Here is a 26,120-nt window from a genome sequence, read left to right as displayed (position 1 = left end):
CACGCCAGGCGACCACGGGAACGCCGAATCCGTTCAGCCACCGAGCTTCTCCAGCTCGACCAGCGCATTCTCGAGGTGGACCAGCAATCTCTGCAGGTGGGGGATGGAGCTGCGGGCACCGATCAGTCCGAAGTTCACCTTCCCTGCCGTCATGGTGACGGTGATGTTCAGGGCTTGCCCGTCCAACGCGATCGATACCGGGTACACCCCGTCGAGACGGGCCCCGTTCCAGTACAACCGCCGCGACGATCCCGGCACGTTGGAGATGACGATGTTGAACGGTGGGGGCGTGTAGCGAACGAATCCGGGAACCGTGGAGAACAGCAGCGGCGCCATGGTGACGCCACCGAAACCCAGCGCTTGCATCGGCGTGAGGTCCTTGATCATCCGTTTCCCCTGACGCGTCGACCCCGTGACCACGGCCAGCCGTCGTGCGGGATCGGCCTCGTTGGTGCCGAGGTTGCAGAGCATCGTGGTGACGGCGTTGCCCTCCGAATAGTCCGCGCCGGCCTCGCGCATCGACACCGGGACCATCGCGATCAGGGGCGCGCTCGGCAGCGCGTTCCGGTCGAGGAGGTACGACCGCAAGGCACCAGCACACATCGCGATGATGACGTCGTTGGTGGAGATCTCGAGAATCTTTGCCACCGAACGTATCCGGGTCTTCGGCCATTGCTGGGCAGCGAATCGTCGAGCCCCTCCGATCGGTACGTTCAACATCGTCTTGGGCGCCCCGGTCGGCAACACCAGGTTCGGATCGCGCAGTCCGTGCATGCCGATCCGCAGACCCGCCGGGGCCAGACTCGCGATGTCACCGGCGAGCTTCACGCCGTCGGACACCAGATGCAGTGGATTCAGCGATCCACGGGATCCGCCGTCCTTCTTCGGCCGGCGGAACAGGGCCGGGTCCCACGGCGCCTTGCCGTTGCGGTCCTCGGGGTCGGTACTGAGCGCCCGTTCGAGTAGTCGCAGCGCCGAAACCCCGTCGACCAGAGAGTGATGCACCTTCGTGTAGAGCGCGAGCCGGCCGTCGGCGAGACCTTCGATGACGTGGACCTCCCACATCGGCCGGTGCCGGTCCATCAGGCCACCGTGCTGTGCAGATACGTACTTGAGCAGTTCACGGATACGACCCGGACGCGGCAGCACCGCACGTCTCACGTGATAGTCGAAGTCGAGCTCTTTGTCGTGAGTCCACCGCAGGGTGCCCATCACGTTCACGGGCGAGGCGGGTCGTTTGCGGAACAGACGCGCCACATCGGTCTGCTTGCAAAAGGTTTCGTAGACGAACTCTCCGAAATCCTCGGCCTCACCGTCTGGCGGGACGAACAGCTGCAGTCCCCCGACGTGCATGGGATGCTCACGCGTTTCGGCCAGCAGGAACATCGATTCGGTGATCGGCATCAAAGGCATCAGCTGCCCCCTTCTCGAGACACGTCAGAAGTATGCCGCGTCTCGCGTTTTCGTATCGCCAAACGAACTTACCCACATCCGATGTCACATAGACGAGCGATCCGTTACGGTTTTCCCATGGCAGTCAGCGGAAGCACAAGCATTGACATCGACGCGACACCGGCACAGATCCTGGATGCGATCGCCGACGTGGAATCGATGCCGTCCTGGTCATCGATCCACAAGAGTGTGGAGGTCATCGACCGGCATCCCGACGGGCGGCCCATGCGGGTCAAGATGAAGGCGTCGCTCCTCGGTATCTCCGACGACCAGGTCCTGGACTACACCTGGTCGGACACGGGCGTCACCTGGGATCTCGTCGAGAGTTCGCAGCAGAAGGCACAGCACGCCGAATACCGGCTGACCGAGACCGACAAGGGCACCCACGTCGAGTTCGAGATGATGCTCGACCCGAAGGCGCCGGTTCCCGGCTTCATCATCAAACGTGGTCAAAAAGCAATTCTCGAAATGGCCACCAAGGGATTGCGCGACCAGGTCAAGAGCTGAAGGACATCGGTCAAAGGCGGCGGGAGAGAAGCGCTTTCGCCGCCGCCCTACCGACTCCGAGGAATCCGGACAGCGACGCCATCCGGAAAGCAGTCGACCACACCGTGCTGCGGGCCGACTCTGGAAGGGGCGCGTTGTCGAACCGATCCGACAACCAGTCGAGCACCACCGGCGCCGACAACACCATCAAGGAAAGGTGTTCGCTCAGGCGGTCACGCACGTAGGTGACATGCGCACCGCCCTTTTCGTACCGCTCCACCTGGCCGTCGATGTCCTCGACGGCAATGATCTGGTCATGCACGGGGTGCAGTACCAGCAGCGGACAGTCCGGGATGCGGTCACCGAGTCTGATGTCGTCGAAAAGCTCGAGCAGCTCGGGTCTGGCGAGCACATCGGCAAGCGGAATCTTGGTGTAGTTGTCGAAATCGTCCTTGGCGAAACGGATCACGGCTTCCACCGTTGACATCGACTCGATCATGTCCAGCCGGTTGCGGCCCTCCTCGTCGACGTGGGCCTCGATCACCTGCTTCAGGCCCGGGTAGATGTGTCGCAGACCGGCGACCACAAGAGCGGGCAGACCGGCGTACAAGGTGCTGTTGAGACGAATGTACGTCTCACCGGGATCTCCGACGGGCGCACCGAGTGCTGCACCGACGATGTTGATCTCCGGCGCGTACTCCGGCGCCATCTCCGCGACCCACGATGACGCCATGCCGCCGCCCGAATATCCCCACACCCCAACAGGTGTCGACGCGTCCAGACCCAGCGGCGCAAACGTCATCGCGGCACGAACGCCGTCGAGTACGCGATAACCGGGTTCCCGAGGGGCGCCGAAGTAGCCGTTCATCCCCTCGTGATCAGCGATGCTCACGGCCCAACCACGTTGCAGCGCATTGGCGATGATGAACATCTCGAAGGGCGGAACGCTTCCGGGCGACCACGCGCCCTGCTGGAAGACATACGACGGAAAACACTTCGCCGACACCGCGTCGATGGCGCACTGGTACGCGAGCAACGGACGGGGCTCGGCCGGGTCCGCGTCGGCAGGCAGCAACACCGTCGTCACCGCGGGCTCGGCGTTCCGGTGCAGATCACTGCTCCGGTAGAGCAACTGCCATGCCTTGGCCTTCTGCGGGATGATCCCCAGCAACGCCAACCGGATCTCTCGACTGCGGAGCAGCGTGCCTTCGGGCAGGGTGTCGAAACCGGCCGGAGGCACATAGAACGGGTCGACCCCGGGTGGGGATGGCCTGCTCCACCGTGACGGTATCGGCGCGGTCGCCTCGGGGGTCCAATCGTCGTCGATCAGAAGTTGCGTCATCAGGATCCTTGGTGAGAAAACAAAACCGGCGCGGACCGTTGGCCCGCGCCGGGTAGAAGTGTGCCCTCTATCGGCGTTTGGTGACTGCCTTGACGATCGCGAGCAGGATAACCGCTCCGAGCAGTGCCGTGAGGAAGGTGAAGAACCAACCGCCGCTGGCCGTGTCGAAAGCGAAGCTGAGCAGGAAGCCACCGAGGAACGCGCCGAGCACGCCGACCACGATGTTGAGCAGGATGCCCATCTGCTTGTCGGTGCCCATGAACTTGCTGGCAATCCATCCAGCGAGACCGCCGATGATGATGTAGCCGATCACACCCACCGATGTGGTGGTGGTGGAGCGTTCAGCAAGGATTTCAACAGCCGCAGCAGTAGTACTCACAGTAATTTCCTATCGTCGGTTGTCTTTGCCGACCGCAGCAGAGCGGCCAGGCGCTCAGTAAAGGTTCCCAATGTCGAACTTTGCAAACGTACAGATTTTGGCGCGTGAGCGTTTCAACGCTCCCCCACCGGGCTATCCCCCGTCCATGAGTTCAGCAAAAGATGACCCCACCTTGGACAACGTCATGATCCCGACCGAGACGGTCAATCCGGATCACCACGAGCACGCGAAGTCGCCGAAACATCTGAACGACGACGAGCTGGCCAAGCGAGCAGAGCACGAACAAGCCCTGGTCGACGACGCCAAGAACGGCGACAACTGATCATGAGCAAGCAGCGCGAGGACGTGCGGGACAACCCGGACTCACCCGATCCGGAAGATCCGCGCAAACCCGAATCCCCGACTCAGCTGACCAAGCACTCCTTCATGTTCGTGCTTCGGAAGACGCTGCGGGAGTTCTCGCGCGATCAGTGCACCGACATCGCGGCAGCACTCACGTACTACTCGGTGCTGTCGCTGTTCCCCGCGCTGCTTGCCTTGGTCTCGCTGCTTGGTGTGTTCGGACAAGGTCAGAAAACCACTGACGCAGTACTGAAGATGGTCGACGACCTCGGACCCTCGTCCGCGGTCGACACCCTGCGCGGACCCATCGAACAACTCGTTGCCGCGCCCAGTGCGGGGTTCGCCCTGGTCCTCGGTCTCGTCGGCGCCCTGTGGTCGGCGTCCGGTTACGTGGGGGCCTTCGGCCGGGCGATGAACCGGATGTACGAGATCGACGAAGGTCGGCCGATCTGGAAATTGCGTCCGGTCATGCTGCTCGTCACCCTGATCGCGCTGATCATGGCCGCGGCGGTTGCCTTCATGCTTGCCGTCAGTGGTCCGGTCGCGAAGTCGATAGGAGACGCCATCGGCCTGGGCGACTCGGCCCTGACCATCTGGAACATCGCACGCTGGCCGGTGGTCTTGATCTTCGTGATCCTGGTTGTCGCAATCCTCTACTGGGCCACCCCGAACGTGAAGCAGCCGAAGTTCCGCTGGGTGAGCGCCGGCGCCATCCTCGCCATCGTCACCTGGATCGTCGCCTCGGCCCTGTTCGCGTTGTACGTCGCGAACTTCAGCAACTACAACAAGACCTATGGCGCCCTCGCTGGTGTCATCGTGTTCTTGCTGTGGCTCTGGCTCACCAACCTCGCGTTGCTGTTCGGTGCCGAATTCGACTCCGAGCTCGAGCGCGGTCGGCAGCTCCAGGCAGGTCTGCCGGCCGAAGAGCGCCTGCAACTCCCGCCGCGGGACACCAAGGCATCGGACAAGAACGAAGCAACCGACCAGAAGTTCGTAGAGAGAGGTCGGGCCCTACGCGAATCCCAGGGCCAGACGATGACGCCTGACAAATAGGGCAAGTTTTTCCGAAGCCCCCGTACTGGTTTGCCCGGTGCGGGGGTTTTTGCTGGGGGTCAAGCAGTGGCCGGCCGAGAGAGCTCGGGGCGAGCGTCGGCCAGTTAAGCGAGCCGGGGTTCGGGTCGGCTGGGGGAGTTCGCAAACTCGGGCTGCGGGACGAACAGCGACCAGACCACCGAGCAAAGACGGGGACCGGCTCGGAGAACTCTCGCGGGATCGGGCTACAGACAGAGCAATAACCAGTTGAGCGAGCGCGGCGTCACGGGCAGCTCGCAAAACTCGCAAACGCTCGGGCTGCGGGGCGAGCAAGGACTAGCCGGGCGAGCGTGGTTGCGGGTCGGCTCGGGAAACCGGCAGAAGCTCGGGCTACAGACCGAGCAACGACCAGCCGGACGAGCGTGGTCGCGGGGTCAGCTCGGGAAACCGGCAAACGCTCGGGCTGCGGGGCGAGCGTCGGCCAGTTAAGCGAGCTGGGTTCGGCACGGCTCGGGAAACCGGCAGAAGCTCAGGCTACAGACCGAGCGTCGGCCAGTTAGGCGAGCGGAGGTTCGGGTCGGCACGCGAAACCGGCACACGCACCCACTACAGAACGCGCAACCCCTTACCGACGATCAGCGCAACGCAACCAAGTTCGCGACAGAATTGCGGACGTCGGACTCGATGACCTTCGCGACGAGGTTGCCGACGGGGCCGTTCAAGACGCTGCCGCTGAGAGTGGCATCGAGGTCGAAGATGGACCCTTTACCTTCCGGCGTGACCTTCAGTGCGATCTCGATCCGCACACCGCCGCGACCCTTGCCCGACAACTCGAGCAGCCGGGGCTCGTCGTAGCGCGTCACGGTCCAGTGGATCGTGTTGCGAAAGCCCTTCACCTTGATCAGCGACGACACCTCGGTGCCTTCTTCGATCTGCGCGGGCAACGGACTCTTCCAACCCGCGAAGATCGTCATCCACTCATCGAAGCGACTCAGATCCGACGCCATGTTCCAGGCCGCAGCAGGTTCGAGGTCGGACGTGACGGACACATTCACACCAGCCATTTGGATGTCTACTTTCGTTGTTTTGTGCGGCCTTCGCGCCGAGCGGCTCGGGTCAGAACAGCGGCGGCAGAGCGAAGACCATGATGATCGTCCACGAGATGTGCGTACCCATCGATGCGACGATGCCGCCCGTGGCACGACGTTCGAGCGCGCTCACAGCTCCGAGCAGGATTGCCGCGAAGCCCAGCATCGGGTTGCCGCTGGCAAGGGTGGCGACGATGTAGATGAGCGTGGAGAAGATGACGGGTGCATGGCCTTTGAGGGCCGTGTACACCGCACCACGGAAGAACATCTCCTCCGCCACGCCGTTGACAAGGGCGGTGGCGAGAATCAGGGAGAAGGTGCCTTGATCGGCGTGGTCGAGCACGTCGGAGACGAAATCGGCGATGGGTGGGATCTCCCGGACCACCAACGCCCCGACAACAAACACCGCACCCAGCGCCAGCCCCACCGCGACACCGATCGCGCCGGCACGCACCGGCCCGCCACGCGGCGGCGGAAATGCCCCGAGGTGTAGCGGCCCGGACAGCACCGCGCCGATGGCCCACACCGCCGCGAGGGCGAAGGTCATCGGGTAGAACGACGAGTCACCGGGATCGATCGACAGCGAGATGCTCAGCAGCACGCTGCCGACGAGCAACGTGACCACCACGACGATCCTGCGGCGCAACATCTGGGCGCGTGTCTCGGGCGGGTCGTTGGAGTCGTCCTCCATCGTGCCGATGAGGAACTGGACCTTCTCAGGCAGTGTGATCATTTGGGCCGCCCTGTCACCGCGCCAACGACCCCGGTCAGGAGGTTCCACGCCGGACCGAGGCGGTCTCGTACCCCGATCTTCACCCGCATCAGGTCGCCGCCGGCCCAGTCGGGGTCGGTGTCGGCCAGGTGATGGATGTCGCGGAGTTTGTCGACCGGCCTCGGAAGTGGACTCTCGGCGGATCTGCGCACTGCATCCCGGATGGTCAACAATCCTCCCGGCGGATCGGGGACGTGGTCTCGGATCGAATGTTCTGACGCCTTCATCGGGTAGTCAAGTGATCTCACCAGATCGGACGCGAGCCCGCTGGGCACCGGGACGATGAAACCGCTGACAAAACCGGCCAGTCGCACGTCGATGTTCGGGAGCAGCACGCCGACCCTGGGCTGACCGATCTCCCGCAGATAGGCGAACAACAGCGAGTTGTACGACGACCGCTCCGGACCGCTGATGTCGTAGTCGCCCGGAGGCACCGAGTCGGTGGCTGCCGCGGCGAGATAGTGCACGGCGTCGCGCACCGAAATCGGATCCATCGGATTGTCCATCCACGCCGGCAGCGGGATCACGGCCAAGCGGTCGGCCATGTAGCGCACCATCTCGAACGATGTGGATCCGGCGCCGATCACCACGGCGGCGCGCAACCACACCAGGTCCGCTCCCCCGTCGACCGACAACGCGGTTCCGACCTCGGCCCGGCTCTCGAGATGTTCGGAGAGTTCTGCGTCGTCGGGGACAAAGCCTCCGAGGTAGACGATGCGTCCGACGCCCGCGTCGCGCGCTGCGGCGGCCACGTTGTCCGCGGCCCGGCGGTCGTCGTCGCGGAAATTGGGTTGTCCGATGCCGTGGACGAGGTAGTAGATGACGTCGATGTCGCCGCCCGAGCTGATGCCGTCGCGGACCGAATCGGCGTCGAGCGCGTCGAACTCGATGGTCTTCACCCGGTCGAACCATCCGAAGCGCTCGAGACTGCTGCGATTGCGCGATGCGGCAACCACCTCGTGCCCCTTCGACAACAGAGCTGGGACCAGTCGAGACCCGATGTAACCGGTCGCTCCCAGAACAAGAACCCGCATGTGATCACCGTTCGTCAGGACCGTGAATGCCACGATCGATGTGCTCGGCCTACGTCTGTAGACATTCCCGGAACCCGCGACACCGTCAGCACGTGATCTGCGGCGGCTCACCCCGGTATTGGAGCGTCTGGATCGCTTGTTCCCCTACATCCTCAGCAGCCAAGTACCCCAGAAGCGGTTGGCGGCAATCGTGACATCACTCGCATTTACGACCGCCGTGTAATGGTTTTTGACAGCCTATCCATTTCATCGGCACGATCTGAGGCATGGATGACACCTTGCAGCGGAAGTGGCCGTGGCTCGGGGATCACCTGGCCCTCGACGTCGCCAACACCATCCGGATCGAGGACGGCCGGCAGGTCGAGTTGCTCGCGACGCCGGCCGATCTTGTCGGCTGGCTCGACGTGGAGCCAGCACCGATGCCCCGCCCCGAGGTCGTCGACGAACACTGCCTGGAGCGGTTCCGGTCCGTTCGCGATGCCGCCCTACTCATCCTGCACAGCGCTGTGGCCGGAGAGTCCCTACCGGCCGATGCCGTGGACGACATCAATCACGCGGTGCAAGCAGCGTCCGTTCACCGATTGCTGACCGCAAACGCACGCGAAGCAGAACATGTTGTGGCGCAGACCAATTCGACGATCGCGCTGACGGGTCACGCGGCCGCAGCCGTGGTCGACCTCATCGCGCGAGACGACCTCGCCAACCTCGCGGTCTGTCATGCACCCTTGTGCGGTCAGTTCTTTCACCGGGCGCGCCCCAACCAACGCTGGTGCAGTCCAGGATGCGGCAACCGGGCGCGGGTCGATCGGCATCGTCATCGCCGCAACGGTCCACGGTGACGATCGACTGGCTGGGTTATCTCGCGGTATTGACTGTCGCCTACGTGGTGCCCGGGCCCGACTTCCTGCTGATCTTGCGGTGGTCCACAGAGAACCGCCGCGACGGATTGCTCGCACTCGCCGGAGCTCAGACGGGTCTGTCCGTACACATTGCCCTCGCGGTGACCGGGGTCAGCTTTCTCGTCGCGCGTGCGCCCGTGGCACTCACCATCATTCAGATACTCGGTGCCATCTACCTGTGCTATCTCGGAGTCGGTCTGATCGTTCACCGTGACTCCCGCGATCGTGAGGCGGCGTCACCGGCGACAGCATTTCGCAGTGCGCTCGGGACCAATCTCCTCAATCCGAAGGCGATCGTTTTTGTCACTGGTGTACTGCCCCAATTCGCCACCGGGACGGCATCACTGCCACTTGAACTCGCCATTCTGGGGCTGGTCGACGTCGTCTTCGGAATCGCCGTCTATGTCGGGGTTGTGATGGCCGGAAGGCGTCTGTCGGGGCCTTTGCGGCGCGACGTGATCCGGCGGCGTTGGAATTGCGCGAACGGCGTGCTCCTGGTCATGCTCGGCATGGCACTCGGTGTCGCCAACGCCTGACGACACCGAGCCCTACGCCCGGCCCAACTAGGAACTGAGCGCTTTGGTCTTCAGCTGCTCGAACTCGTTCTGGTCGATGGTGCCATCAGCCAAAAGCGCCTTGGCCTGGGCGATCTGATCTGCCGGTGACGTACCCGCCGCCTGCCTGATGTAGTCGTCGGCTTGCTTCCTGGCAGCTTCATGCGACGCTGCCGCACGTTCTGCCATTCCCCGACCACGAGCGATCAAGTAGACGAACACGGTGATGTACGGCAGCAGGATCAAGAAGATGATCCAGACGGCTTTGACCAATCCGGATGTTTTGTGATCGCGGAACAAATCCGCGAGAACGTTGAAGAGAATCATCAGATACGCGATGAACGCGAATATCACCACGGTGTACCAGATGAAATCCCAGAATGAATCCCACATGACCGACCACTCCTTGCTTGATGGTGTCTCGCCGAAATCGGCGACCTCTCCCGAATCATGGCATGTGAAAGCACATTTGGGGTGTCGTTGAGATTCGGTTTTCGATCGCTACCGATTTCAGTTCAGAGATTTGAGTTCATTGGTCGGTCATGCAGGCGCGGCGGCTCCGAAACGCAGAGAGTCGTCCACCGTGGAGTTGACGCCGCCCACCCGGAAGCTCGCACCTCGGTGATGGTCGGGAAGCAGATCTCCCTTGCCGAACAGCTTGTGCCGCAGAGTTCCCGGCACGTACTCGCGGTCGTAGGCCCCGCGTGCCTCCAGCGCGGGGACCACATGCTCGATGACGTCGGTGAAAGTTCCGGGGGTGACCGCATAGGCGAGATTGAATCCGTCGACATCTGTATCGTTGGCCCACTCGAGCAACTGGTCGGCGATGCTCTCGCCCGACCCGACCAACAGCGGGCCCATCCCTCCGATGCCGCCCCACGCCGCGATGTCGCGGATGGTCCACTCCTTGCCCGTATCAGAGGCCTGGCTGAACGCGGCCACCGCCGACTGGATGGCGTTGCTGTGCACGTTGCCGATCGGCTCGTCGAGGTCGTATTGCGACAGGTCGATGCCCATCCATCCCGACATGAACACCAGGGCGCCCTCGTCGCTGGCGTAGCGCCGGTACTCCGCGGCCTTGGCCTGGGCAGCTTCCTCGGTCTCGTCGGTGATGATCGTCAGGAGCGTGTAGATCCTGGCGTCGTAGGCATCGCGGCCTGCCGCCACCAGCTGTCCGCGGATGTTCTCCACGAGGGTCCGCAGGATGTCCTTGGTGGGCGCCCCGACGAAGATGGCCTCGGCATTCTCTGCTGCGAACTTGACCCCCCGGGGAGATGCCCCGGCCTGATAGATGACCGGTGAGCCCTGCGGCGACGGCTCGTGGAGGTGGATACCGGGAACGTTGAAATGCGTGCCCCGGTGGCCGATGTGGTGGACCTTCGCCGGATCGGCGAACACACCGTGCTCCTTGTCGCGGCGCACCGCATCCCGTTCCCACGAGCCTTCCCACAACTTGTAGAGCACGGTCAGGTATTCGTCGGCGTGGTCGTAACGGGCGTCGTGTTCGAGCTGGTCGACCTCACCCATGTTGCGGGCCGCAGCGGGCAGATAGCCGGTGACGACATTCCAACCGATCCGGCCACGCGTCAGGTGGTCGAGCGTGGACAACCGCCGGGCGAAGGGATACGGATGCTCGAATCCGGTGCCCGCCGTGATGCCGAACCCGAGATGTTCGGTGGCGTGGGCCATCGCCGAGACGAGCAACAGCGGATCGGCCACCGGGATCTGGGCGCCCTGGCGGATCGCCGCCTCATCGGTGCCGGCGTACACGTCGTAGGTGCCCAGCACGTCGGCGATGAACAGCCCGTCGAAACCGCCACCCTCGAGCGCCTTCGCCAGATCAACCCAGTAGTCGAGGGTGTTGTAGTCCCACGACCGGTCGTCGGGATGACGCCACATACCTGGCGATTGATGGGCTACGCAGTTCATGTCGAACGCGTTGAACCGGATCTTGCGGGTCATTCGGTACACCTTCCACGGGCAGTTGCAGGGCAATTCTGGGCAGCTCCGACCCCGCGGGAAACACTTGGAATCACGCTGGCCCGAATGACCGACTAAATTTGACCGGTGAGCGCATTTGCACCTGAAGAAGATCTGGGCCCTGACGACCGACTGACCCCCGCCATCGTGTTGGCGGTCACCGAAGACAACCGCAACACCATCGTCGACGAGATCCGCAGCCGCTACGGTCGCGACTACTCCGTCGTCTTCACCGAAACCGCCGCAGCCGCCATCGACACCGTCAAAGCGCTGCTCGCGCAGAACGTCCCGGTGGCGCTCATCGTCTCCGAACTGTCCGCGTTCGAAGAAGGGTGGGACGGGTCCCGACTGCTGCACAAGATGCGGTACCTGGTGCCCACCGCGCGGCGTATCGCCCTGATCCCGGCCAGCAAGTTCGGCACCTCGTTCGACGACCTGCGCGGCGAGATCTCCGCAGGCAAGTACGACACCTATCTCGCGATCCCGCAGGGACAGCGCGACGAGGAGTTCCACACCGCGATCGTCGAATACCTGTCCGACTGGGGGTGGTCGGTGGCCGCACCCGAGGTCGCCTTCATCCAGATCGTCACCGACGGACCATCATCCGAGCTCTCCGCGATCCGCGACTTCCTGGACCGGATGGGTATGCCCGTCCAGATCCACAGCCCCGAATCCCTTGCGGGCCGGGCTCTACTCGCGTCGGTCGAAGGCAAGGCCGAGTTCCCCATCCTCTCCCGTGCCGGACGCCCGCCACTGTCGCGGCCGACTCTCGCGCAGGTGGCCGAATCGGTTTACGGGTCGGCGGACAGCATCCCCGACGGCACAGTCTCCGACGTTGTGGTGCTGGGCGCAGGGCCGGCGGGCCTGGCCGCTGCCGTGTACGGCGCATCCGAGGGCCTGTCCACCACAGTGCTCGAATCCGGCGCGATCGGAGGTCAGGCGGGAACCAGCTCGATGATCAAGAACTATCTCGGCTTCCCCAGGGGCATCTCCGGCATGCGGCTGGCCCAGCGAGCCCGCATCCAGGCGAGCCGGTTCGGGGCCCAGTTCTTCAGTGGTCGCGGCGCCACGAGCATCGAGGTGGGTACCGACCATCACCACGTCCGGGTGGATGACGCCAAGATCTGTGCCCGCACCATCGTGATCGCGACCGGCGTGGCGTACCGCCGATTCGGGGTGCGTGGCATCGAAGATCTCGTCGGCGCCGGGGTCTACTACGGCGCAGCCACCAGCGCGGCCCGCGAGATGACCGGCAAACACGTCGTGGTGGTCGGTGGCGGCAACTCGGCGGGCCAGGCGGCCATGCACCTGTCACGTTTCGCCGATGCGGTCACCATCGCGGTACGGCGTGAGGGTCTCGCAGAAACCATGTCGGACTACCTGATTCGTGAGATCCAGGCCAACCCACGGATCACCGTACGCGGGTACACCGAGGTGATCGACGGCGGCGGCGACGGCCACCTGGAATGGCTCACGCTGTGCGACAACAGAACCCGCACACCCGAACGGGTCGAGGCCGCAGGACTGTTCCTGCTGCTCGGCGCCGCCCCCACCTGCGACTGGATCCCCGCGCAGGTCGCCCGCGACGACCACGGCTTCCTGCTGACCGGACGGTCCGTACCGAAAGAGCTCTGGGTGGACGGCGTGCCCCCGGCATTCCTCGAGACCAGCGTCCCCGGGATCTTCGCGGTCGGCGACGTTCGCAGCGGATCCATGAAGCGCGTGGCCTCGGCCAGCGGCGAAGGAGCGTCGTCGGTGCCGCTTGTGCACGACAGATTGTCGCAACTACGGCTGGCCAACCTGCCGCCCAGTCACTGATCAGTCGATCGAGTACACCCGGCGGGCATTGTCGCGAAACGCCTTGCGCAGCAGGTCTTCCCCATAGGGGGCGAGCACGTCGAGTTGGGTGCCCACGATGGTTGCCATCGACGCGTTGGGTTTGTCGGCCGGGAAATTGGAACCGAACATGAGGCGATCCGGCCCGAACACCGACACCGCATGCTCGAGAAGCGGTCCGGTCATGTTCGTCAGTGTCTGCTGGGTGCCGATGTTGCCCGACCGCTGGTGTCCGTAACCGAGCAACGGGAAAGCGATGCCCGACAGCTTGGCGATCACGTTGCGGCACTGGGCAACTGCGCTGATGTCCTCACGCCACGCACGCATCAGCTCGTGACGCTGGGCGGCCGTGTGGCCGGTGCTCTGGCCCATCGGCCCGAACAGACCCACCGGGGTGCCCAGATGGTTCAGCACGATGGTGGTGTCCGGGTACTCGCGTGCCAGCGTCCGCACGTCGCGCAATTGATGGGAGTACACCCACGCCTCGAAGACCAGGTTGCGCTCGGCGAGGGCGCCGAACCCTCCGAGGAAATCCGCCGACGCGAACACCCCGTCGGTGTCGGCCCAGCTGCGCACCTTGGGGTCGGGATGCCATGCCGCCATGCACCGGATCCCGCGGACCAGCTCACTGATCTCCAGATGCATGTCCAGCAGCTGCCCGAACTCGGGGCTGCGCGGATCACCTCTGGCGATCACCGCACCGAGCTCCGGAGCACCTTCCTGGCCGAACGGCAGGCTGGTGACCCAGCGTGTCTCGGCAGCGGCAGCCATCGGATCGTCCGTGCGCCAGTCGGCCTGCATGTGCACCACGGACTCCACCGGAACACCGGTCAGCGGCACCACCTTGGCGGCGTCGGCGTAGTAGTGCTTGGGCAGATACGGCCGGGTGACGAACTTGGGGTCGAGCACGAGTTCGCGGTCGCGCTGGGCAACGGCGTACCGGAAGATGGCCTTGCCCAGTACCGGCGCCGCCCGGTAGATGCGGGTGCGTTTCGCTGCCTCACGCGGGGTCCGAAGCGGATCCCACTGGTGAATGTGCGTGTCGATGACACCGGGGACGATCCCCAGCAGTGCCCCACCGGACAAACGCGTATCCCCTTCGGATCGCGCAGAGTCCTCTGCCCGTCCTTTTGCCATGGAATGACTGTACCCAGCGTTGTACGCACACCGATCGCAAGTTCGCGACCGAATGCGACAATCCATTCCTGCGCGGAACGCGAGACAATAAAATACGGTCTGTCGCGGAAGTATCTATGCTGACAGGCGTTGTTCGCAGCGCGATGAGGGAAGGCCGACGCGGCGTGGGTACCCATACACGGCATGTGCTCTTGCAGGTGCGCGATGTACTGGGACGAGATGCCGACCGGTTCACCGCGAACTTCTATCTGCGCCTGTTCGCGATGAATCCCGAGCTGCGCGACCTCTTCCCGGCGAACATGGCCCATCAGCGAGCGACCCTGTTCCGGGTCATCGACTACGTACTTGAAACGGTCCCCGACAGCAGCAGCCATACCCATTTGCTGGACTTCCTCGGGCAGCTCGGCCGCGACCACCGCAAGTTCGGGGTCACCGAGGAGCACTACCAGCAGTTCCTCGTGGCGCTGACCCGTGAGATCGCTGCGACGATGGGCCCCCAATGGGATGAGGAGTCCGCGAATGTGGTGTCACAGGCGCTGATGCTCACCACGGGGGTGATGCGGGGCGCCGCACATTCGGCGAAGGGTCCTGCCACCTGGCAGGCGACGGTCGCCGAGAAGTACCGGTTGTCCCGCGACCTGGCCATCGTGCGGCTGCTCAGCCGTACACCGCTGACCTACTCGGCCGGCCAGTACCTCGAAGTGCAGATACCCCAATGGCCGCGGATATGGCGCCATCTCTCGCCGTCCATCCCCGCCAACCCCGCCGGTGAGCTGGAGTTCCACGTCCGAGCGGTTCCGGGCGGCTCGGTGAGCAACTCGATAGTCACCGAAACCCAGGTCGGCGACGTGTGGACGTTCGCGCAGAACCACGGAACCCTGCACCTGATGCCCGACCGCGACGTGTTGATGATCGCGGGCGGAACCGGGCTCGCACCCCTGCGGGCGATGATCATCGAACTCGCACGGCGGGTCGACGCGCCTCAGGTGCACCTGTTCTACGGTGCGCGGTACCCGGCCGATCTCTACGATCTGTCGTTCTTGTGGCAGATCGCGGCGACCAACCCGTGGCTCACCATCACCACCGTGGTGGAGGACGAGACCGATCCCTGGTGGAGCACCCCGAGCGAGCACGATCAGACCATCGAACTGGAGCGAGTGCAGGGCCAACTCGCCGACGCAGTACTCGGCTACGACCGCGACTGGACCGATCATCAAGTGCTGCTCGCAGGTTCACCGGAGATGCTGGCCACCACCCGGAGACGCCTGCTCATCGCGGGCATCCGAGCGAGCTTGATGCAGCACGACCCGGTTTAGCCGGCCTACGGAACCGTGGTCGTGGTTGTGGTGGTGCCGGGCGTAGTGGTTGTCGTGGAGGTTGTGGTCTCCGGCGGATCGGTGGTCTCCGGCGGATCGGTGGTCTCCGGCGGATCAGTTGTTGTCACCGGCGGCGGTGGCTGGGTGACGGTGATCGGCGGCGGTGCCTGGGTGATGGTGGTCGGCGGCGCCGGTGGCGGAGCCGGGATCGTCCGAGTGCTGCTCGCGGGCACCGAGATCGTCGGAGACGATATGCGCGACAACCCCTTCGACGTGGTCACAGGGGTGGTGGTGCTGGTGCTCGAGAACTTGGCGGTGACGGAGTTGTCGTCGCTCACGGTCTCGGGATTGTTGCTGCCACCGGTCATCACGACCGCGATGATCACCCCGACGGCCAGCAGCAGCGCGGCACCGGCGCTCGCCGAGAGCAGCACCCATCGGTTGTTGTCGCGACTGTGCCCGACCGCGGCGGCGGCGACCATGGCCGCACCGCTGGCGGCCGCGTATTGAGGATCGTCCACCAGCTGCACGGGCAATTGCAGGGCGTATTCGAGCGACGGCGCGACTCCGGGAACCTGCGCGCCCGGGCCCACCACCACAACTCCGTGGACGGCGTTGCTGGGGTTCGGGATGACCGCGATCGCATCGGCGAGGGTCTGCGCGCCCTCGGGCTCGGTGACCGGGAGCCGTTCGCCGAATCCGGACACCGCACTGGCCCCCACGACGGTGCGGGCCGAGGTGTCGATGAGTGCGACGGACTGGCCGGTGAACAGGGCCCCGGTGGTGTCGAGGTCGGCAACCACCACAACACCGCGTGAACCGAACTGAGTGGTCGCGAGCTCGGCGAACGCGAGTGGGGTCCCGACGACGGTCGTGCGCGCGAACCACGCAGGTTTGATCGGACCGGCCGAGGAATTTGCCGGGTTCGGCGGCAGGATGAAGTCGGGCACGACCTTCGCGGCGAGGATGTCGTCGATCGCCAACTGCATTCCGCTGTCGGAGCATGCGATGGTGATCGCCGATGGCGTGATGGGTGCTGACTCGACCAACTGATAGATCGCGTCGAAGGCGATCTCAGGAGAAGGGCCCGTCAACTCCACGAAGTTGCGAGCCAAGACCTCACCGGTGCCGGAATCGGCGACCACCGAGGCGATCTCCAGGTCGGTGATCGAAATCCCGAGTACCTGGCTCATACCTGAGTATCGCTCTCATCGAAGGCGCTGTTACCGAAACTCACGAAATGCGAGGCGGAATCGACTCCTGCCGATACCGTGCTCATCTGTCGCCGCGCTCGCGGCGCGGCTTCCACACGACCAACGCGCTGGTTCGCGGCATCGGGACGAGCTCGCCGCGACTGCTCGCGCGATGGGCGGCGACCTCTGCCTCCAGTTCACGGATCCGGCTCTGCAGCGCGTCGACCTGGTTGGTCAACTCGATCACGCGCTTGATGCCGGCCAGGTTCACACCCTCGTCCTGCGACAGTCGCTGCACCTCGCGGAGCAGTTCGACGTCGCGGCTGGAGTACCGCCGCCCGCCACCCGCCGCGCGCTGGGGGGTGACGAGCCCGAGGCGGTCGTAGGTGCGCAGTGTCTGCGCGTGCATGCCGGCCAGTTCGGCGGCCACCGAGATCACGAACATCCGCGCCGATTGATCGGCGGATTCACGTTCTTCACGGCGGGAGCTCATCACTTACCCCAATTCGCACGCGGGTCGAAACCGCTGGCCTTTTCTGCCGCGGCGTACTTGCCAAGAGCTTCGATGGCCGCGTCGTCGAGCTTCGGCGGCACTGCAACCTTCACGGTCACCAACAGATCGCCGGCGCCGCCTGCGCGTTTGGCGACACCGCGGCCGCGAACCCGCAGGGTGCGTCCGTCCACGGTGTTCGGCGGGATCTTCAACCCGACACTGCCGTCGAGTGTCGGTACCGACACCGTGGTGCCGAGGACCAGTTCGGCGAAGGTCACCGGGAGAGTCACCTTCACGTCGTCGCCGCTGCGGGTGAACGTGCGGTCGGGTGAGACGTGCACGCTGACGTACAGGTCGCCCGACGGTGCGCCGCGCAGGCCCGCTTCGCCCTGCCCGGCCAGCCGGATCCTGCCGCCGTCGGACACACCGGGCGGGATGCGCACGGTGATCGGGCGGGTACGGACCGTGGCGCCGTCGCCCTCGCACACCGGGCACGGATCGTCGATCTTGGATCCGGTGCCGCGGCAGTCCGAACACGGTTCGCTGAATCCGAATGCGCCCTGGTTGCGGCTGACGACGCCGGCGCCGTTGCAGGTGGGGCACACCCGCGGACTGGTGCCGGGCTTCGCGCCACTGCCATGACAGTTCGTGCACGGCGCCGAACTGGTGATGGTGATGGTTTTCGAGGTACCCAGCGCCGCTTCTTTGAAAGTCAGCGTGGTCTCGGTTTCCAGGTCGTTGCCGCGACGGCTGCGCGTCTGGGTGCCACGGGGGGTGGCGGTGCGGTTGAACAGCCCACCGAACAGGTCGCTGAATCCGCCTGCGCCGCCGGCCGGTCCGCCCGCCGCGTCACCGAACAGATCGTTGAGGTTGAACTCCTGACCTCCGGCCGTGGTGCCGTAGCCGCCGGGGAATCCGGCAGCACCACCGCGACCGCGCGCGCCGGCGAACATCCGCCGGGTGTCGTCGTATTCCTTACGCTTGGCAGGGTCGGACAGCACGCTGTGCGCCTCGGAAACCAGCTTGAAGCGTTCTTCGGCAGCCGGGTCGTTCGGGTTCGCATCGGGATGCAGTTCGCGCGCCAGCTTGCGGTAGGCCCGCTTGATGTCGTCGGCGGACGCATCGGATGCAACGCCCAGCGCTTTGTAGAAGTCCTGTTCGAGCCACTCACGTTGAGGAGCCACCAGGCGTCACCTCCTTCTCTTTCTCAAATCTCGTTGTGTGCAAAAAGTCTTGGTAGCGATCCCGGCCCAGGCGCGGTGCGCCTGGGCCGGAATGCTCATTCTTCGTTGGTCTGACCCGCAGGGGTCTGTACTGCCGGTTCCGGACCGTCGACCACCACGACCATGGCGGTGCGCAGTACCCGGTCGCCGAGCCGGAAACCTTGCCGGTACACCGTTCCGATCACCGGGTTCGATCCCTGACCTTCATGTTGCACCGCTTCGTGCAGCGCCGGGTCGAACTCGTCGCCCTCGGCCCCGAACGAGGCGAGACCGGCCGCGGTGAGTGTCTCGGTGATCTTATCGGCCACCGCACGCAGCGGGCCCGCTTCGAGGTCACCGTGCGCACGTGCGCGGTCCAGGTCGTCAAGGACGGGCAGCAGCGACTTGATGAGATCACCCTTGCCGTACTGCTGCGCGCTGACCTTCTCGCGCTCGGCGCGACGCCGATAGTTGGCGTACTCCGCGTGCACACGCTGCAGGTCGGCGAGCAACTCGGACTCCTTGTCCGAGCCCGCGACGTCGGCGACCGCGTCGTCGATGGCCGCATCCACCGTGTCATCCGATTCCGGAGCGGGTGCCGCGTCTGCGCCGTCTACGGGCGCATCCGCGGCATCCGTGGCCGGAGGAGCTTCCTCCGTGGCGGTTACCGGATCGGATTCCGGACCGGTCACTTGGTCTCTCCGGCGTTGCTGTCAGCACCTTCGTCCACGACCTCGGCGTCGACGACATCGTCGGCCCCGCCAGCAGCGGCAGCTCCGTCACCTTCGGCAGCGGCGTTGGCGTAGATCGCCTGACCGAGCTCCTGGGAGTCGGTGGTCAGCTTCTCGACAGCCGACTTCACGGCGCCGAGGTCGCTGCCCTTGAGAGCTTCACGCACGCCCTCGATCGAGCCTTCGACCTTGGTCTTGAGCTCGGCCGGGACCTTGTCGTCGGACTCCTTGAGGAACTTCTCGGTCTGGTTGACCAGCGATTCCGCCTGGTTGCGGGTCTCTGCCTCTTCGCGACGCTTCCGGTCTTCGTCGGCGTGCGCTTCGGCGTCCTTGATCATCCGATCGATCTCGTCCTTGGACAGGCCGGAGCCGTCCTGGATCCGGATGGTGTTCTCCTTGCCGGTGCCCTTGTCCTTGGCGGTGACGTGCACGATGCCGTTGGCGTCGATGTCGAAGGTCACCTCAATCTGCGGGACACCCTGCGGTGCAGGCGCGATACCGGCCAGCTCGAACGAACCGAGCAGCTTGTTGTGCGAGGCGATCTCACGCTCACCCTGATACACCTGGATCTGCACCGACGGCTGATTGTCCTCTGCCGTGGTGTAGGTCTCCGACCGCTTGGTCGGGATGGTGGTGTTGCGCTCGATCAGCTTGTGCATCACGCCGCCCTTGGTCTCGATACCGAGGGAGAGCGGGGTGACGTCGAGGAGCAGAACGTCCTTGACCTCACCGCGGAGCACACCGGCCTGCAGTGCGGCACCGACGGCCACGACCTCGTCCGGGTTGACACCCTTGTTGGGCTCGCGGCCTCCGGTCAGTTCACGCACCAGGTCGCTGACGGCGGGCATACGGGTGGACCCACCGACGAGCACGACGTGGTCGATGTCGCCGACGGCGATGCCGGCGTCCTTGACCACGGCCTGGAACGGCGCACGGGTGCGCTCGAGCAGGTCGTTGGTGATCTTCTGGAACTCACTGCGGGTGAGCTGCTCGTCGAGGAACAGCGGGTTCTTGTCCGCGTCGACCGTGATGTAGGGCAGGTTGATCGAGGTGCTCTGTCCCGAGGACAGTTCGATCTTCGCCTTCTCGGCGGCCTCACGCAGACGCTGCAGGGCCATCTTGTCCTTGGTCAGGTCGATGCCGTTCTGCGCCTTGAACTTGTCGACGAGCCAGTCGACGACACGCTGATCCCAGTCGTCACCACCGAGGTGGTTGTCACCGGAGGTCGCCCGGACCTCGACGACACCGTCGCCGATCTCCAGCAGCGAGACGTCGAACGTACCGCCACCGAGGTCGAACACCAGGATGGTCTGTTCCTTCTCGCCCTTGTCCAGGCCGTACGCCAATGCGGCGGCGGTGGGCTCGTTGACGATGCGGAGCACGTTGAGGCCGGCGATCTGGCCGGCTTCCTTGGTGGCCTGACGCTGGGCGTCGTTGAAGTACGCCGGGACGGTGATGACCGCGTCGACGACCTCGTCGCCCAGGTAGCTCTCGGCGTCGCGCTTGAGCTTCATCAGCGTGCGAGCGCTGATCTCCTGTGGCGTGTAGTTCTTGTCGTCGATGGACGTGGTCCAGTCCTCGCCCATGTGGCGCTTGACCGAACGGATGGTGCGGTCGACGTTGGTGACTGCCTGGTTCTTGGCCGGCTGTCCGACCAGAACCTCGCCGTTGCGGGCGAATGCAACCACCGACGGGGTGGTGCGGGCGCCCTCGGCGTTGGCGATAACGGTGGGTTCGCCACCTTCGAGCACAGAGACCACCGAGTTGGTGGTGCCCAGGTCGATTCCAACAGCACGAGCCATTTGTTGCCTCCTATAAGCAGTGCGGCGCAACCGTGCGCGCACAATTTGTTCACGTTTGTGGTCTGTGACGACCTTTTCTTGGGGTCCGAAACCTCAGCGCGATCGACTCAACTGTTACCGGTCGATGCCATTCACGTCAAACCGGGTTGAGTCTTCGCGGCTCAGGTCTCTCGAGAGGTGTAACGGACCAAGTGCGCAAACTGTTCCCGAAAATCTCAAATAGTTGAGTCGGACCGACTCAAGGTGGGCCATTGCCTCCGGAAGTCCACGGCTGGGGCGGCAGGCTCGTTACGCTCAGACGGTGACACCGCCCGATCCGATTCCTCCGCGCCCCCGTCCGGCCCGTCCCGAGATCCGGATCGAACCGCTACACGATGCGATCCCTGACGAGCGGCCCCGGGTTCTCGACATCGCGGCGGTGATCTGGCTGCTCACGCTGGTCGCCCTGGTGGTGACGGCCGCGATGGTGGGCTTCGACCACGCCGACGTGCGCGCCGAACTGACCCGGTCTCTCGCCGAGGACAACCTGTCGGCGACCCCGGAGGAACTCGCCGATACCGTGAAGATCGCGATGATCGCCAGTGGTGTGGTGGCGTTCCTCGTGTTGGCGTGCGGCCTGTTCGGGATTCTCCGGCTGCGTGACCGTGTGCCGTCGAGCCGGAGCCTCCTCGCGACCATCGGTGTGGTCGCGGTGATCGGGGCGGTCGCGTTCTGGACGGTCATCGACCCCGCCCGCGACGTCCTCGGCGCTGCGGCCGGATGGCTGCCGCTTGCAGTTGCGGCAGGAGCAGCCGTCGCCACCGCGCTGCTGTTCGCCCCCGCGATCAGCCGATGGCTCAAGGGCGCGCCGATCCGTCGCTGAGGACGGGGTCGCCGACACCGGGGCCGCCGAGAACTGGGGCTAGCGCTCGTCGATCGTGGTGGTGATCAGTGTCATCGCAGGCTTCTTCGGGGTGGAACCGAAGCCGAAACGAACCGGTGGGTCGACGTCGGTCAATCCGCCGAGGTCGTTGCCCTGCCACTCCGCCACCACCGACTCGATGCGCCGCTGACCCCGCGCGCCGTAATACTCGCGGCGGCCTCCGCCTGCTGAGCCGCGGGTTCGCACACCGCGCAGGAACACCCGGGCGATCGGGTCGCTGATGGCACAGAACCACGGCGCGGTGACCACGGCACGCGGCATCAGTGACAGCAGCCGTCCGAGCAGGGTCGGCGCGCCGACGACAAATGACAACTCCAGATCGCCCGCCCGCACCGACACCCGCGAGCCGTCCGATTCGTAGGTCACGTCGGCGATCACGCTGCGGTCGAAATGGTACGTGGCGGTGACGAAGTCGCGCACCTCATCACTCGGTGCGATGAGCAGCCGCTCACCGTCGGCGAACTCGACCATGACGTCGGCGAAGTCGCCCAGATGTGATGTCGGCCAGTGCCCGACCACGATACGAACGCCCGCAGCGGTTCCCATCCCGGAGATGTCGCCGTCGAAACGCAGGCGCGTCACGGTGTCGTCACTGCGAATCGAGCTCGGCGAGAATACCTTCGGCACTGCGGGCGGCGACCGTGCACGCCACCGCTGTCGGCCGGTCGAACAGCGGATGGGCGGCACGGGTGCGCCAGCGCCGGACCGCTTCCATCGCGGCCTTGCGATGCAGATCGACGCTGTCGTCGGGTGCGATACCGAGCCGGGCCCAGGGTTCGATGCCGGAGCCACCGATGATGCGTTGCAGGTCATCGCGGTCCTGGGGCGGCAACTGGATTCCCCCGGTGCGCAGTTTGCCGAGCAACCGCAGCTCGGCGAACCCGTGAACATCGGCCAGCATACGCGCCGTCGCCTTGCGCAGCTCTTCGGTCTCGGCCGAATCATAATGCGCAAGAATGCGTTCCAGGGCAATCAGCGCGGTGTGGGTCTTGAGCTGATCGGCGCGCTGCCCGAACTGCACATCGATGATCTGCCGGAGTTCGGTGAGACCGCTGCGGTCGACCAGTTCGGTTGCCAGAGTGGGTGAATCGGGCGTTCCGAGCCGAATCAGGGTGACGGCCATCCGGATGCCGTACATACCGAAGCGGTCGAGCAACTCCGCACGCAGACCAGGCTCGACGGGCAGCGGGGTCTCGGGCCGGATGAATCGGTCGGTCGAGAGCATCGCCAACGAGAGTTCTTCGGGCGCAACGGCAGCCAGAGCGACGAACGCGGAGTACTCGACCTGTCGCAGGGTGCGCGCGCCGAGAGCCAGCAGACCGGCAACCGGCACCACCGCTTGACACAGGCCGGTGCGTTCGAGCTCGGTGGCGAACCGCGCCGCAACCTGTTTGGCCGACATCATCGCGTCCACCCGACCCGCGCCGACCTCGTCGGCCCGTGACACCACACCGACCACACCCAGTGGCCCGGACTCACCGCCGATGGACTCCCCGATCCTGCCGAGGAAGGCGGTGTCGGTACTGGTGAGCGTGCGCAGCAGATAGACCACCGCGTCGGCGCCCGACTCGCCGTCCTCGGGGGTGAGCATGTCGACGGTCAGTGCCGACACGTCCCGCGACAGCGACGCCGTCCCCGGGGTGTCGATGATGGTCATCGACCGCAGTGCTCTGGCCGGCCACTCGACGTCGAGGCGGTCGACGCGGTCGGCGGTCAGATCGCCGAAGTCGAAGGTGAGGTGGCCATTTCGGCGTAACACGGGGATCCCGGCTGATCGCTCGCCGTCGTACCGGGCCGTGACCTTGGGGTTGACTCCGCGCCGGTACCAGGTGACCACGCGGGTGCACTCGGTGGCGTCGGTCGGTGCGATGTCCTGGCCGACCATCGCGTTGAGCAGGGTCGACTTGCCCGCCTTCAACGACCCCGCGATGGCGATGCGCAACGGTTCGTCGAGTCGGTCGGAACAGTCGGCCAGCCGGGCAGCGGCCCAGCGGTCACCTCCGCACACCTTCTCGGCAGCGTCGAGCAGCTCACGGGCGCGGTCGAGGGTACTCACTCCACGGCCCGATCCGCCGATGCTGATCTGACCGCCGGGGTTGCCGCAGCGCCCCCCGTGGCTTCGATGGCCGGATCCAGCTGCAACGCCACCTTACGCAGCGCCGCAACAGCTTTGAGCTCCTGCTCGAGTTCGGCGGTCCGGGTTCGCTGTTCGGAGCCGGCCATCGCCGCGGCCTCTTGGGCCGCCTGCAGCGAGTCACCTATCGACCGTGCCGACTGTTCGGCGACCTGGGTGAAATGGTCACGCAACGTCCGCTGGATGTGGCGAAGCCGATCCTTCGATTCCTTGCCTACCTGGAAGCTGACGTCGTCGGTGAACTTGCGGATGGAGGCCTTGGCCTTGTTCCGCCGTTCGTTGGTGCGCGCCTCCTTGTCGTCCTTGTATGCCTTGGTTCCCAGCAGGAGTCCGGCCCCGACCGAGATCGGGTTGATCAACGCGAGCCCGGCGAAGGTGCCGATAAGGCCGAACATCAGGACACCTCCGTAGGAGCCCTTCATCCCGATCAGTACCTTCTGGGTGATGCCGACCTTTCCGGACTCGAGATCGGAGAGTTCGGTGACCGGATCGAAGATCCCGTCGATGTCGGAGATGTCGAGGCGCGGCAGGTTGGCCTCGGCGGTCTCGGCGAAGTGCTCAGCCACCCGTTCGGCGAGCCACACCGCCCGCTCGTGCGCCCACACGAAGTTGTCACCGACGGCCACCGCGATCTGGTCCTCGAGCCATTCGGTGAGCTGCGGCCAGTCCTTACCCGGATCACCTTCGTCGACTGCCTGTTCGGCCTCGCGGGTGATGGCGCGCAACCGGTCTCGCAGATCGTGGTCGATGTCGGCGGCGAGGTCCGTGATGCCGTCGGCGAGGGTTTGCTGCCACAGCGACGACCGCTTCTGCATGTCCTCGGCGGCAGTTTTGGCTCGGGTGAGTTCAGCGACCGCGGCAGCGGCCGTCTCGGGACTGCGCATCGCCGCGAGCTCACTGCCCAGGGTGAGGGCCAGATGCTCGGACACCGAACGCAGGTCCAGGGCCACTGATTCGCGAGTCGAGTGGTCGGCCCGGGCGACCACCCGCTCCCGGAGGAATCGGTACACCTCCACGAACCCGGCCTCGACATTGAGCGAGTCGTCACCGAGACGCAGTGCGTGCGAACGCAGCATCGACGACACCGGCAGCAGCTGGACGTCGAGTCCCTCGCGCTCGAGGTGTGCCCGGTCGGCATCGACGATCTGACGCCAGTGGGGATACAGGTCGGTTTTCGTGATCAGGCAGGCGACGGTCGGGCACAGCGTCATCACCTGGCGAAGAAAAGAGATCTCGGGCTCGGTGAACTCCTGGCTTGCGTCGGACACCACAAAAACCGCGTCTGCGGATGGGATCAGCCCGAGAGTGCTTGCGGCATGCGGGTTCCCGTGTCCACCGACGCCGGGGGTGTCGACAAGCACCAGGCCGTCGGCCAGCAGCGGGCTGGGGACGTTGACCTCGAGCCGGGTGATGTCGCGTCCCTCGGCCAGCGGGTGGTCGGGGGTCACGGAGGTGAGCTGGCCCATCGGCAACGGGGTGCGAACGGGGTCACTGCCCGGTTGCGCGAGAACAAGTTCGGCGGACGGCTGCTGGCCGTTCTGCACGAGAGTGGGCACGGCGGTGGTCTCGTCGTCGCCGACCGAACACACCTCGACGTTCAGCAGGGAATTGACGAACTGGCTCTTGCCCTGCTTGAGCGGCCCCACCACCACGATCCGTACGCGCGGATCGGAGACCCGGGTGCGGGCTCCCTCTAGACGGTCGACCAGGTCCTGCCGTCCCGACTTGGCAGCGATCTGACCCATCCGGCCCAACAGCTCGCCCAGCCGGCCCGGCTGAGCGCCTTCGGGTGCACCGTCGGCGGGTGTGGCCGACGATCCGGCGATGCTCTTCATGCTGAGGCGCTTTTCATCGGTCATCCGGTCTGCTGGTCGTCGAAATGATGAAGGGTCTACCGAGAACACAACCACATCGGTCCCGCACACGTAACCGTGTGCGGGACCGATGGTGTTACAGGGTCAGCGACAACACCCCTCGTTCACGTTGTCGAGTTC

General features: G+C 65.1%; 25 protein-coding genes. 8 read left to right on the top strand and 17 right to left on the bottom strand.

Annotated features, from left to right (window positions below):
• Nucleotides 1-33 precede the first annotated feature (33 nt).
• Nucleotides 34-1,413, bottom strand: a complete 1,380-nt coding sequence (locus ACVWY6_RS00565; RefSeq protein ID WP_457535574.1) for a WS/DGAT/MGAT family O-acyltransferase — start codon at nucleotides 1,411-1,413, stop codon at nucleotides 34-36.
• A gap of 117 nt (nucleotides 1,414-1,530) precedes the next feature.
• On the opposite strand from ACVWY6_RS00565, the gene ACVWY6_RS00560 reads away from it, so the two are divergent.
• Complete coding sequence (locus ACVWY6_RS00560; protein WP_457535572.1) at nucleotides 1,531-1,959, top strand: SRPBCC family protein; 429 nt, start codon at nucleotides 1,531-1,533, stop codon at nucleotides 1,957-1,959.
• A 10-nt stretch (nucleotides 1,960-1,969) separates the two neighbouring features.
• Here ACVWY6_RS00560 and ACVWY6_RS00555 read toward each other — a convergent pair whose 3' ends face one another.
• Both ACVWY6_RS00555 and ACVWY6_RS00550 read right to left on the bottom strand, forming a co-directional pair.
• Entirely contained in the window at nucleotides 1,970-3,280 is a 1,311-nt protein-coding gene (locus ACVWY6_RS00555; protein ID WP_457535571.1) for a lipase family protein, read from the bottom strand.
• Between the two features lie 67 nt (nucleotides 3,281-3,347).
• Nucleotides 3,348-3,659 (bottom strand): GlsB/YeaQ/YmgE family stress response membrane protein, encoded by a 312-nt coding sequence (locus tag ACVWY6_RS00550; protein ID WP_023957628.1) that lies wholly within the window; start codon nucleotides 3,657-3,659, stop codon nucleotides 3,348-3,350.
• 145 nt (nucleotides 3,660-3,804) lie between these two features.
• Between ACVWY6_RS00550 and ACVWY6_RS00545 the strand changes: the two genes are divergently transcribed.
• Together ACVWY6_RS00545 and ACVWY6_RS00540 are read left to right on the top strand one after the other, a co-directional pair.
• Nucleotides 3,805-3,981: a hypothetical protein gene (locus ACVWY6_RS00545; protein WP_165842595.1), complete on the top strand. Its 177-nt coding sequence runs from the start codon at nucleotides 3,805-3,807 to the stop codon at nucleotides 3,979-3,981.
• A 2-nt stretch (nucleotides 3,982-3,983) separates the two neighbouring features.
• On the top strand, nucleotides 3,984-5,054 hold the full coding sequence (locus tag ACVWY6_RS00540; protein WP_400720784.1) for a YihY/virulence factor BrkB family protein: 1,071 nt from the start codon (nucleotides 3,984-3,986) through the stop codon (nucleotides 5,052-5,054).
• Between the two features lie 614 nt (nucleotides 5,055-5,668).
• On the opposite strand, the gene ACVWY6_RS00535 is transcribed toward ACVWY6_RS00540, so the two are convergent.
• Genes ACVWY6_RS00535 through ACVWY6_RS00525 form a run of 3 tightly spaced genes read right to left on the bottom strand, consistent with a single transcriptional unit; the run spans nucleotide 5,669 to nucleotide 7,927 of the window.
• Entirely contained in the window at nucleotides 5,669-6,097 is a 429-nt protein-coding gene (locus tag ACVWY6_RS00535; protein WP_457535569.1) for a type II toxin-antitoxin system Rv0910 family toxin, read from the bottom strand.
• A 52-nt stretch (nucleotides 6,098-6,149) separates the two neighbouring features.
• Nucleotides 6,150-6,854, bottom strand: coding sequence for a CPBP family intramembrane glutamic endopeptidase (locus ACVWY6_RS00530; RefSeq protein ID WP_023957636.1), 705 nt, complete (start codon nucleotides 6,852-6,854; stop codon nucleotides 6,150-6,152).
• Nucleotides 6,851-7,927 carry an NAD(P)H-binding protein gene (locus ACVWY6_RS00525; protein ID WP_400720790.1) on the bottom strand — a complete coding sequence of 359 codons (1,077 nt, stop codon included), beginning with the start codon at nucleotides 7,925-7,927 and terminating at the stop codon, nucleotides 6,851-6,853. Before ACVWY6_RS00525 ends, ACVWY6_RS00530 begins: the two co-directional genes overlap by 4 nt.
• 266 nt (nucleotides 7,928-8,193) lie before the next feature.
• On the opposite strand from ACVWY6_RS00525, the gene ACVWY6_RS00520 reads away from it, so the two are divergent.
• Nucleotides 8,194-8,766, top strand: a complete 573-nt coding sequence (locus ACVWY6_RS00520; protein WP_457535567.1) for a CGNR zinc finger domain-containing protein — start codon at nucleotides 8,194-8,196, stop codon at nucleotides 8,764-8,766.
• Complete coding sequence (locus ACVWY6_RS00515) at nucleotides 8,763-9,362, top strand: LysE family translocator (protein ID WP_457535565.1); 600 nt, start codon at nucleotides 8,763-8,765, stop codon at nucleotides 9,360-9,362. Before ACVWY6_RS00520 ends, ACVWY6_RS00515 begins: the two co-directional genes overlap by 4 nt.
• A 27-nt stretch (nucleotides 9,363-9,389) precedes the next feature.
• On the opposite strand, the gene ACVWY6_RS00510 is transcribed toward ACVWY6_RS00515, so the two are convergent.
• Nucleotides 9,390-9,773 carry an SHOCT domain-containing protein gene (locus ACVWY6_RS00510; RefSeq protein ID WP_062797011.1) on the bottom strand — a complete coding sequence of 128 codons (384 nt, stop codon included), beginning with the start codon at nucleotides 9,771-9,773 and terminating at the stop codon, nucleotides 9,390-9,392.
• A 147-nt stretch (nucleotides 9,774-9,920) separates the two neighbouring features.
• A complete protein-coding gene (locus tag ACVWY6_RS00505; RefSeq protein ID WP_457535564.1) occupies nucleotides 9,921-11,342 on the bottom strand; it encodes an LLM class flavin-dependent oxidoreductase in 1,422 nt (473 codons plus the stop codon).
• Nucleotides 11,343-11,447: 105 nt separating this feature from the next.
• Between ACVWY6_RS00505 and ACVWY6_RS00500 the strand changes: the two genes are divergently transcribed.
• Nucleotides 11,448-13,178 (top strand): FAD-dependent oxidoreductase, encoded by a 1,731-nt coding sequence (locus ACVWY6_RS00500; RefSeq protein ID WP_457535562.1) that lies wholly within the window; start codon nucleotides 11,448-11,450, stop codon nucleotides 13,176-13,178.
• Here ACVWY6_RS00500 and ACVWY6_RS00495 read toward each other — a convergent pair whose 3' ends face one another.
• Nucleotides 13,179-14,333 (bottom strand): amidohydrolase family protein, encoded by a 1,155-nt coding sequence (locus ACVWY6_RS00495; protein WP_457535560.1) that lies wholly within the window; start codon nucleotides 14,331-14,333, stop codon nucleotides 13,179-13,181.
• A gap of 164 nt (nucleotides 14,334-14,497) precedes the next feature.
• Here ACVWY6_RS00495 and ACVWY6_RS00490 point away from each other — a divergent pair, with 164 nt between their 5' ends.
• The gene (locus ACVWY6_RS00490) at nucleotides 14,498-15,649 is read left to right on the top strand and encodes an FAD-binding oxidoreductase (protein WP_457536825.1); all 1,152 of its coding nucleotides are present in this window, start codon (nucleotides 14,498-14,500) and stop codon (nucleotides 15,647-15,649) included.
• A 5-nt stretch (nucleotides 15,650-15,654) separates the two neighbouring features.
• On the opposite strand, the gene ACVWY6_RS00485 is transcribed toward ACVWY6_RS00490, so the two are convergent.
• From ACVWY6_RS00485 to dnaK, 5 genes are all read right to left on the bottom strand, one after another.
• Nucleotides 15,655-16,842, bottom strand: a complete 1,188-nt coding sequence (locus tag ACVWY6_RS00485) for a hypothetical protein (protein WP_457535558.1) — start codon at nucleotides 16,840-16,842, stop codon at nucleotides 15,655-15,657.
• An 82-nt stretch (nucleotides 16,843-16,924) separates the two neighbouring features.
• Complete coding sequence (locus ACVWY6_RS00480) at nucleotides 16,925-17,335, bottom strand: heat shock protein transcriptional repressor HspR (RefSeq protein WP_023957654.1); 411 nt, start codon at nucleotides 17,333-17,335, stop codon at nucleotides 16,925-16,927.
• A complete protein-coding gene (dnaJ, locus tag ACVWY6_RS00475) occupies nucleotides 17,335-18,519 on the bottom strand; it encodes a molecular chaperone DnaJ (RefSeq protein ID WP_030175885.1) in 1,185 nt (394 codons plus the stop codon). The genes ACVWY6_RS00480 and dnaJ overlap by 1 nt, the downstream gene beginning before the upstream one ends.
• A 95-nt stretch (nucleotides 18,520-18,614) precedes the next feature.
• A complete protein-coding gene (grpE, locus tag ACVWY6_RS00470; protein ID WP_062797001.1) occupies nucleotides 18,615-19,229 on the bottom strand; it encodes a nucleotide exchange factor GrpE in 615 nt (204 codons plus the stop codon).
• Nucleotides 19,226-21,070, bottom strand: a complete 1,845-nt coding sequence (dnaK, locus tag ACVWY6_RS00465) for a molecular chaperone DnaK (RefSeq protein ID WP_023957660.1) — start codon at nucleotides 21,068-21,070, stop codon at nucleotides 19,226-19,228. The genes grpE and dnaK overlap by 4 nt, the downstream gene beginning before the upstream one ends.
• A gap of 301 nt (nucleotides 21,071-21,371) precedes the next feature.
• Between dnaK and ACVWY6_RS00460 the strand changes: the two genes are divergently transcribed.
• Nucleotides 21,372-21,932, top strand: coding sequence for a hypothetical protein (locus ACVWY6_RS00460; RefSeq protein ID WP_457535555.1), 561 nt, complete (start codon nucleotides 21,372-21,374; stop codon nucleotides 21,930-21,932).
• Nucleotides 21,933-21,971: 39 nt separating this feature from the next.
• Here ACVWY6_RS00460 and ACVWY6_RS00455 read toward each other — a convergent pair whose 3' ends face one another.
• The 3 genes from ACVWY6_RS00455 to ACVWY6_RS00445 are packed head-to-tail and all read right to left on the bottom strand — an operon-like array spanning nucleotide 21,972 to nucleotide 25,985.
• Nucleotides 21,972-22,574, bottom strand: a complete 603-nt coding sequence (locus ACVWY6_RS00455) for a hypothetical protein (protein ID WP_457535553.1) — start codon at nucleotides 22,572-22,574, stop codon at nucleotides 21,972-21,974.
• Between the two features lie 7 nt (nucleotides 22,575-22,581).
• On the bottom strand, nucleotides 22,582-24,048 hold the full coding sequence (locus ACVWY6_RS00450) for a dynamin family protein (RefSeq protein WP_457535551.1): 1,467 nt from the start codon (nucleotides 24,046-24,048) through the stop codon (nucleotides 22,582-22,584).
• Nucleotides 24,045-25,985, bottom strand: a complete 1,941-nt coding sequence (locus ACVWY6_RS00445; protein WP_457535549.1) for a dynamin family protein — start codon at nucleotides 25,983-25,985, stop codon at nucleotides 24,045-24,047. Before ACVWY6_RS00445 ends, ACVWY6_RS00450 begins: the two co-directional genes overlap by 4 nt.
• Between the last annotated feature and the right edge of the window lie 135 nt (nucleotides 25,986-26,120).

It is taken from the genome of Williamsia sp. R60 (assembly GCF_054063855.1).
This window is presented reverse-complemented; position numbering and strand designations above follow the sequence as displayed.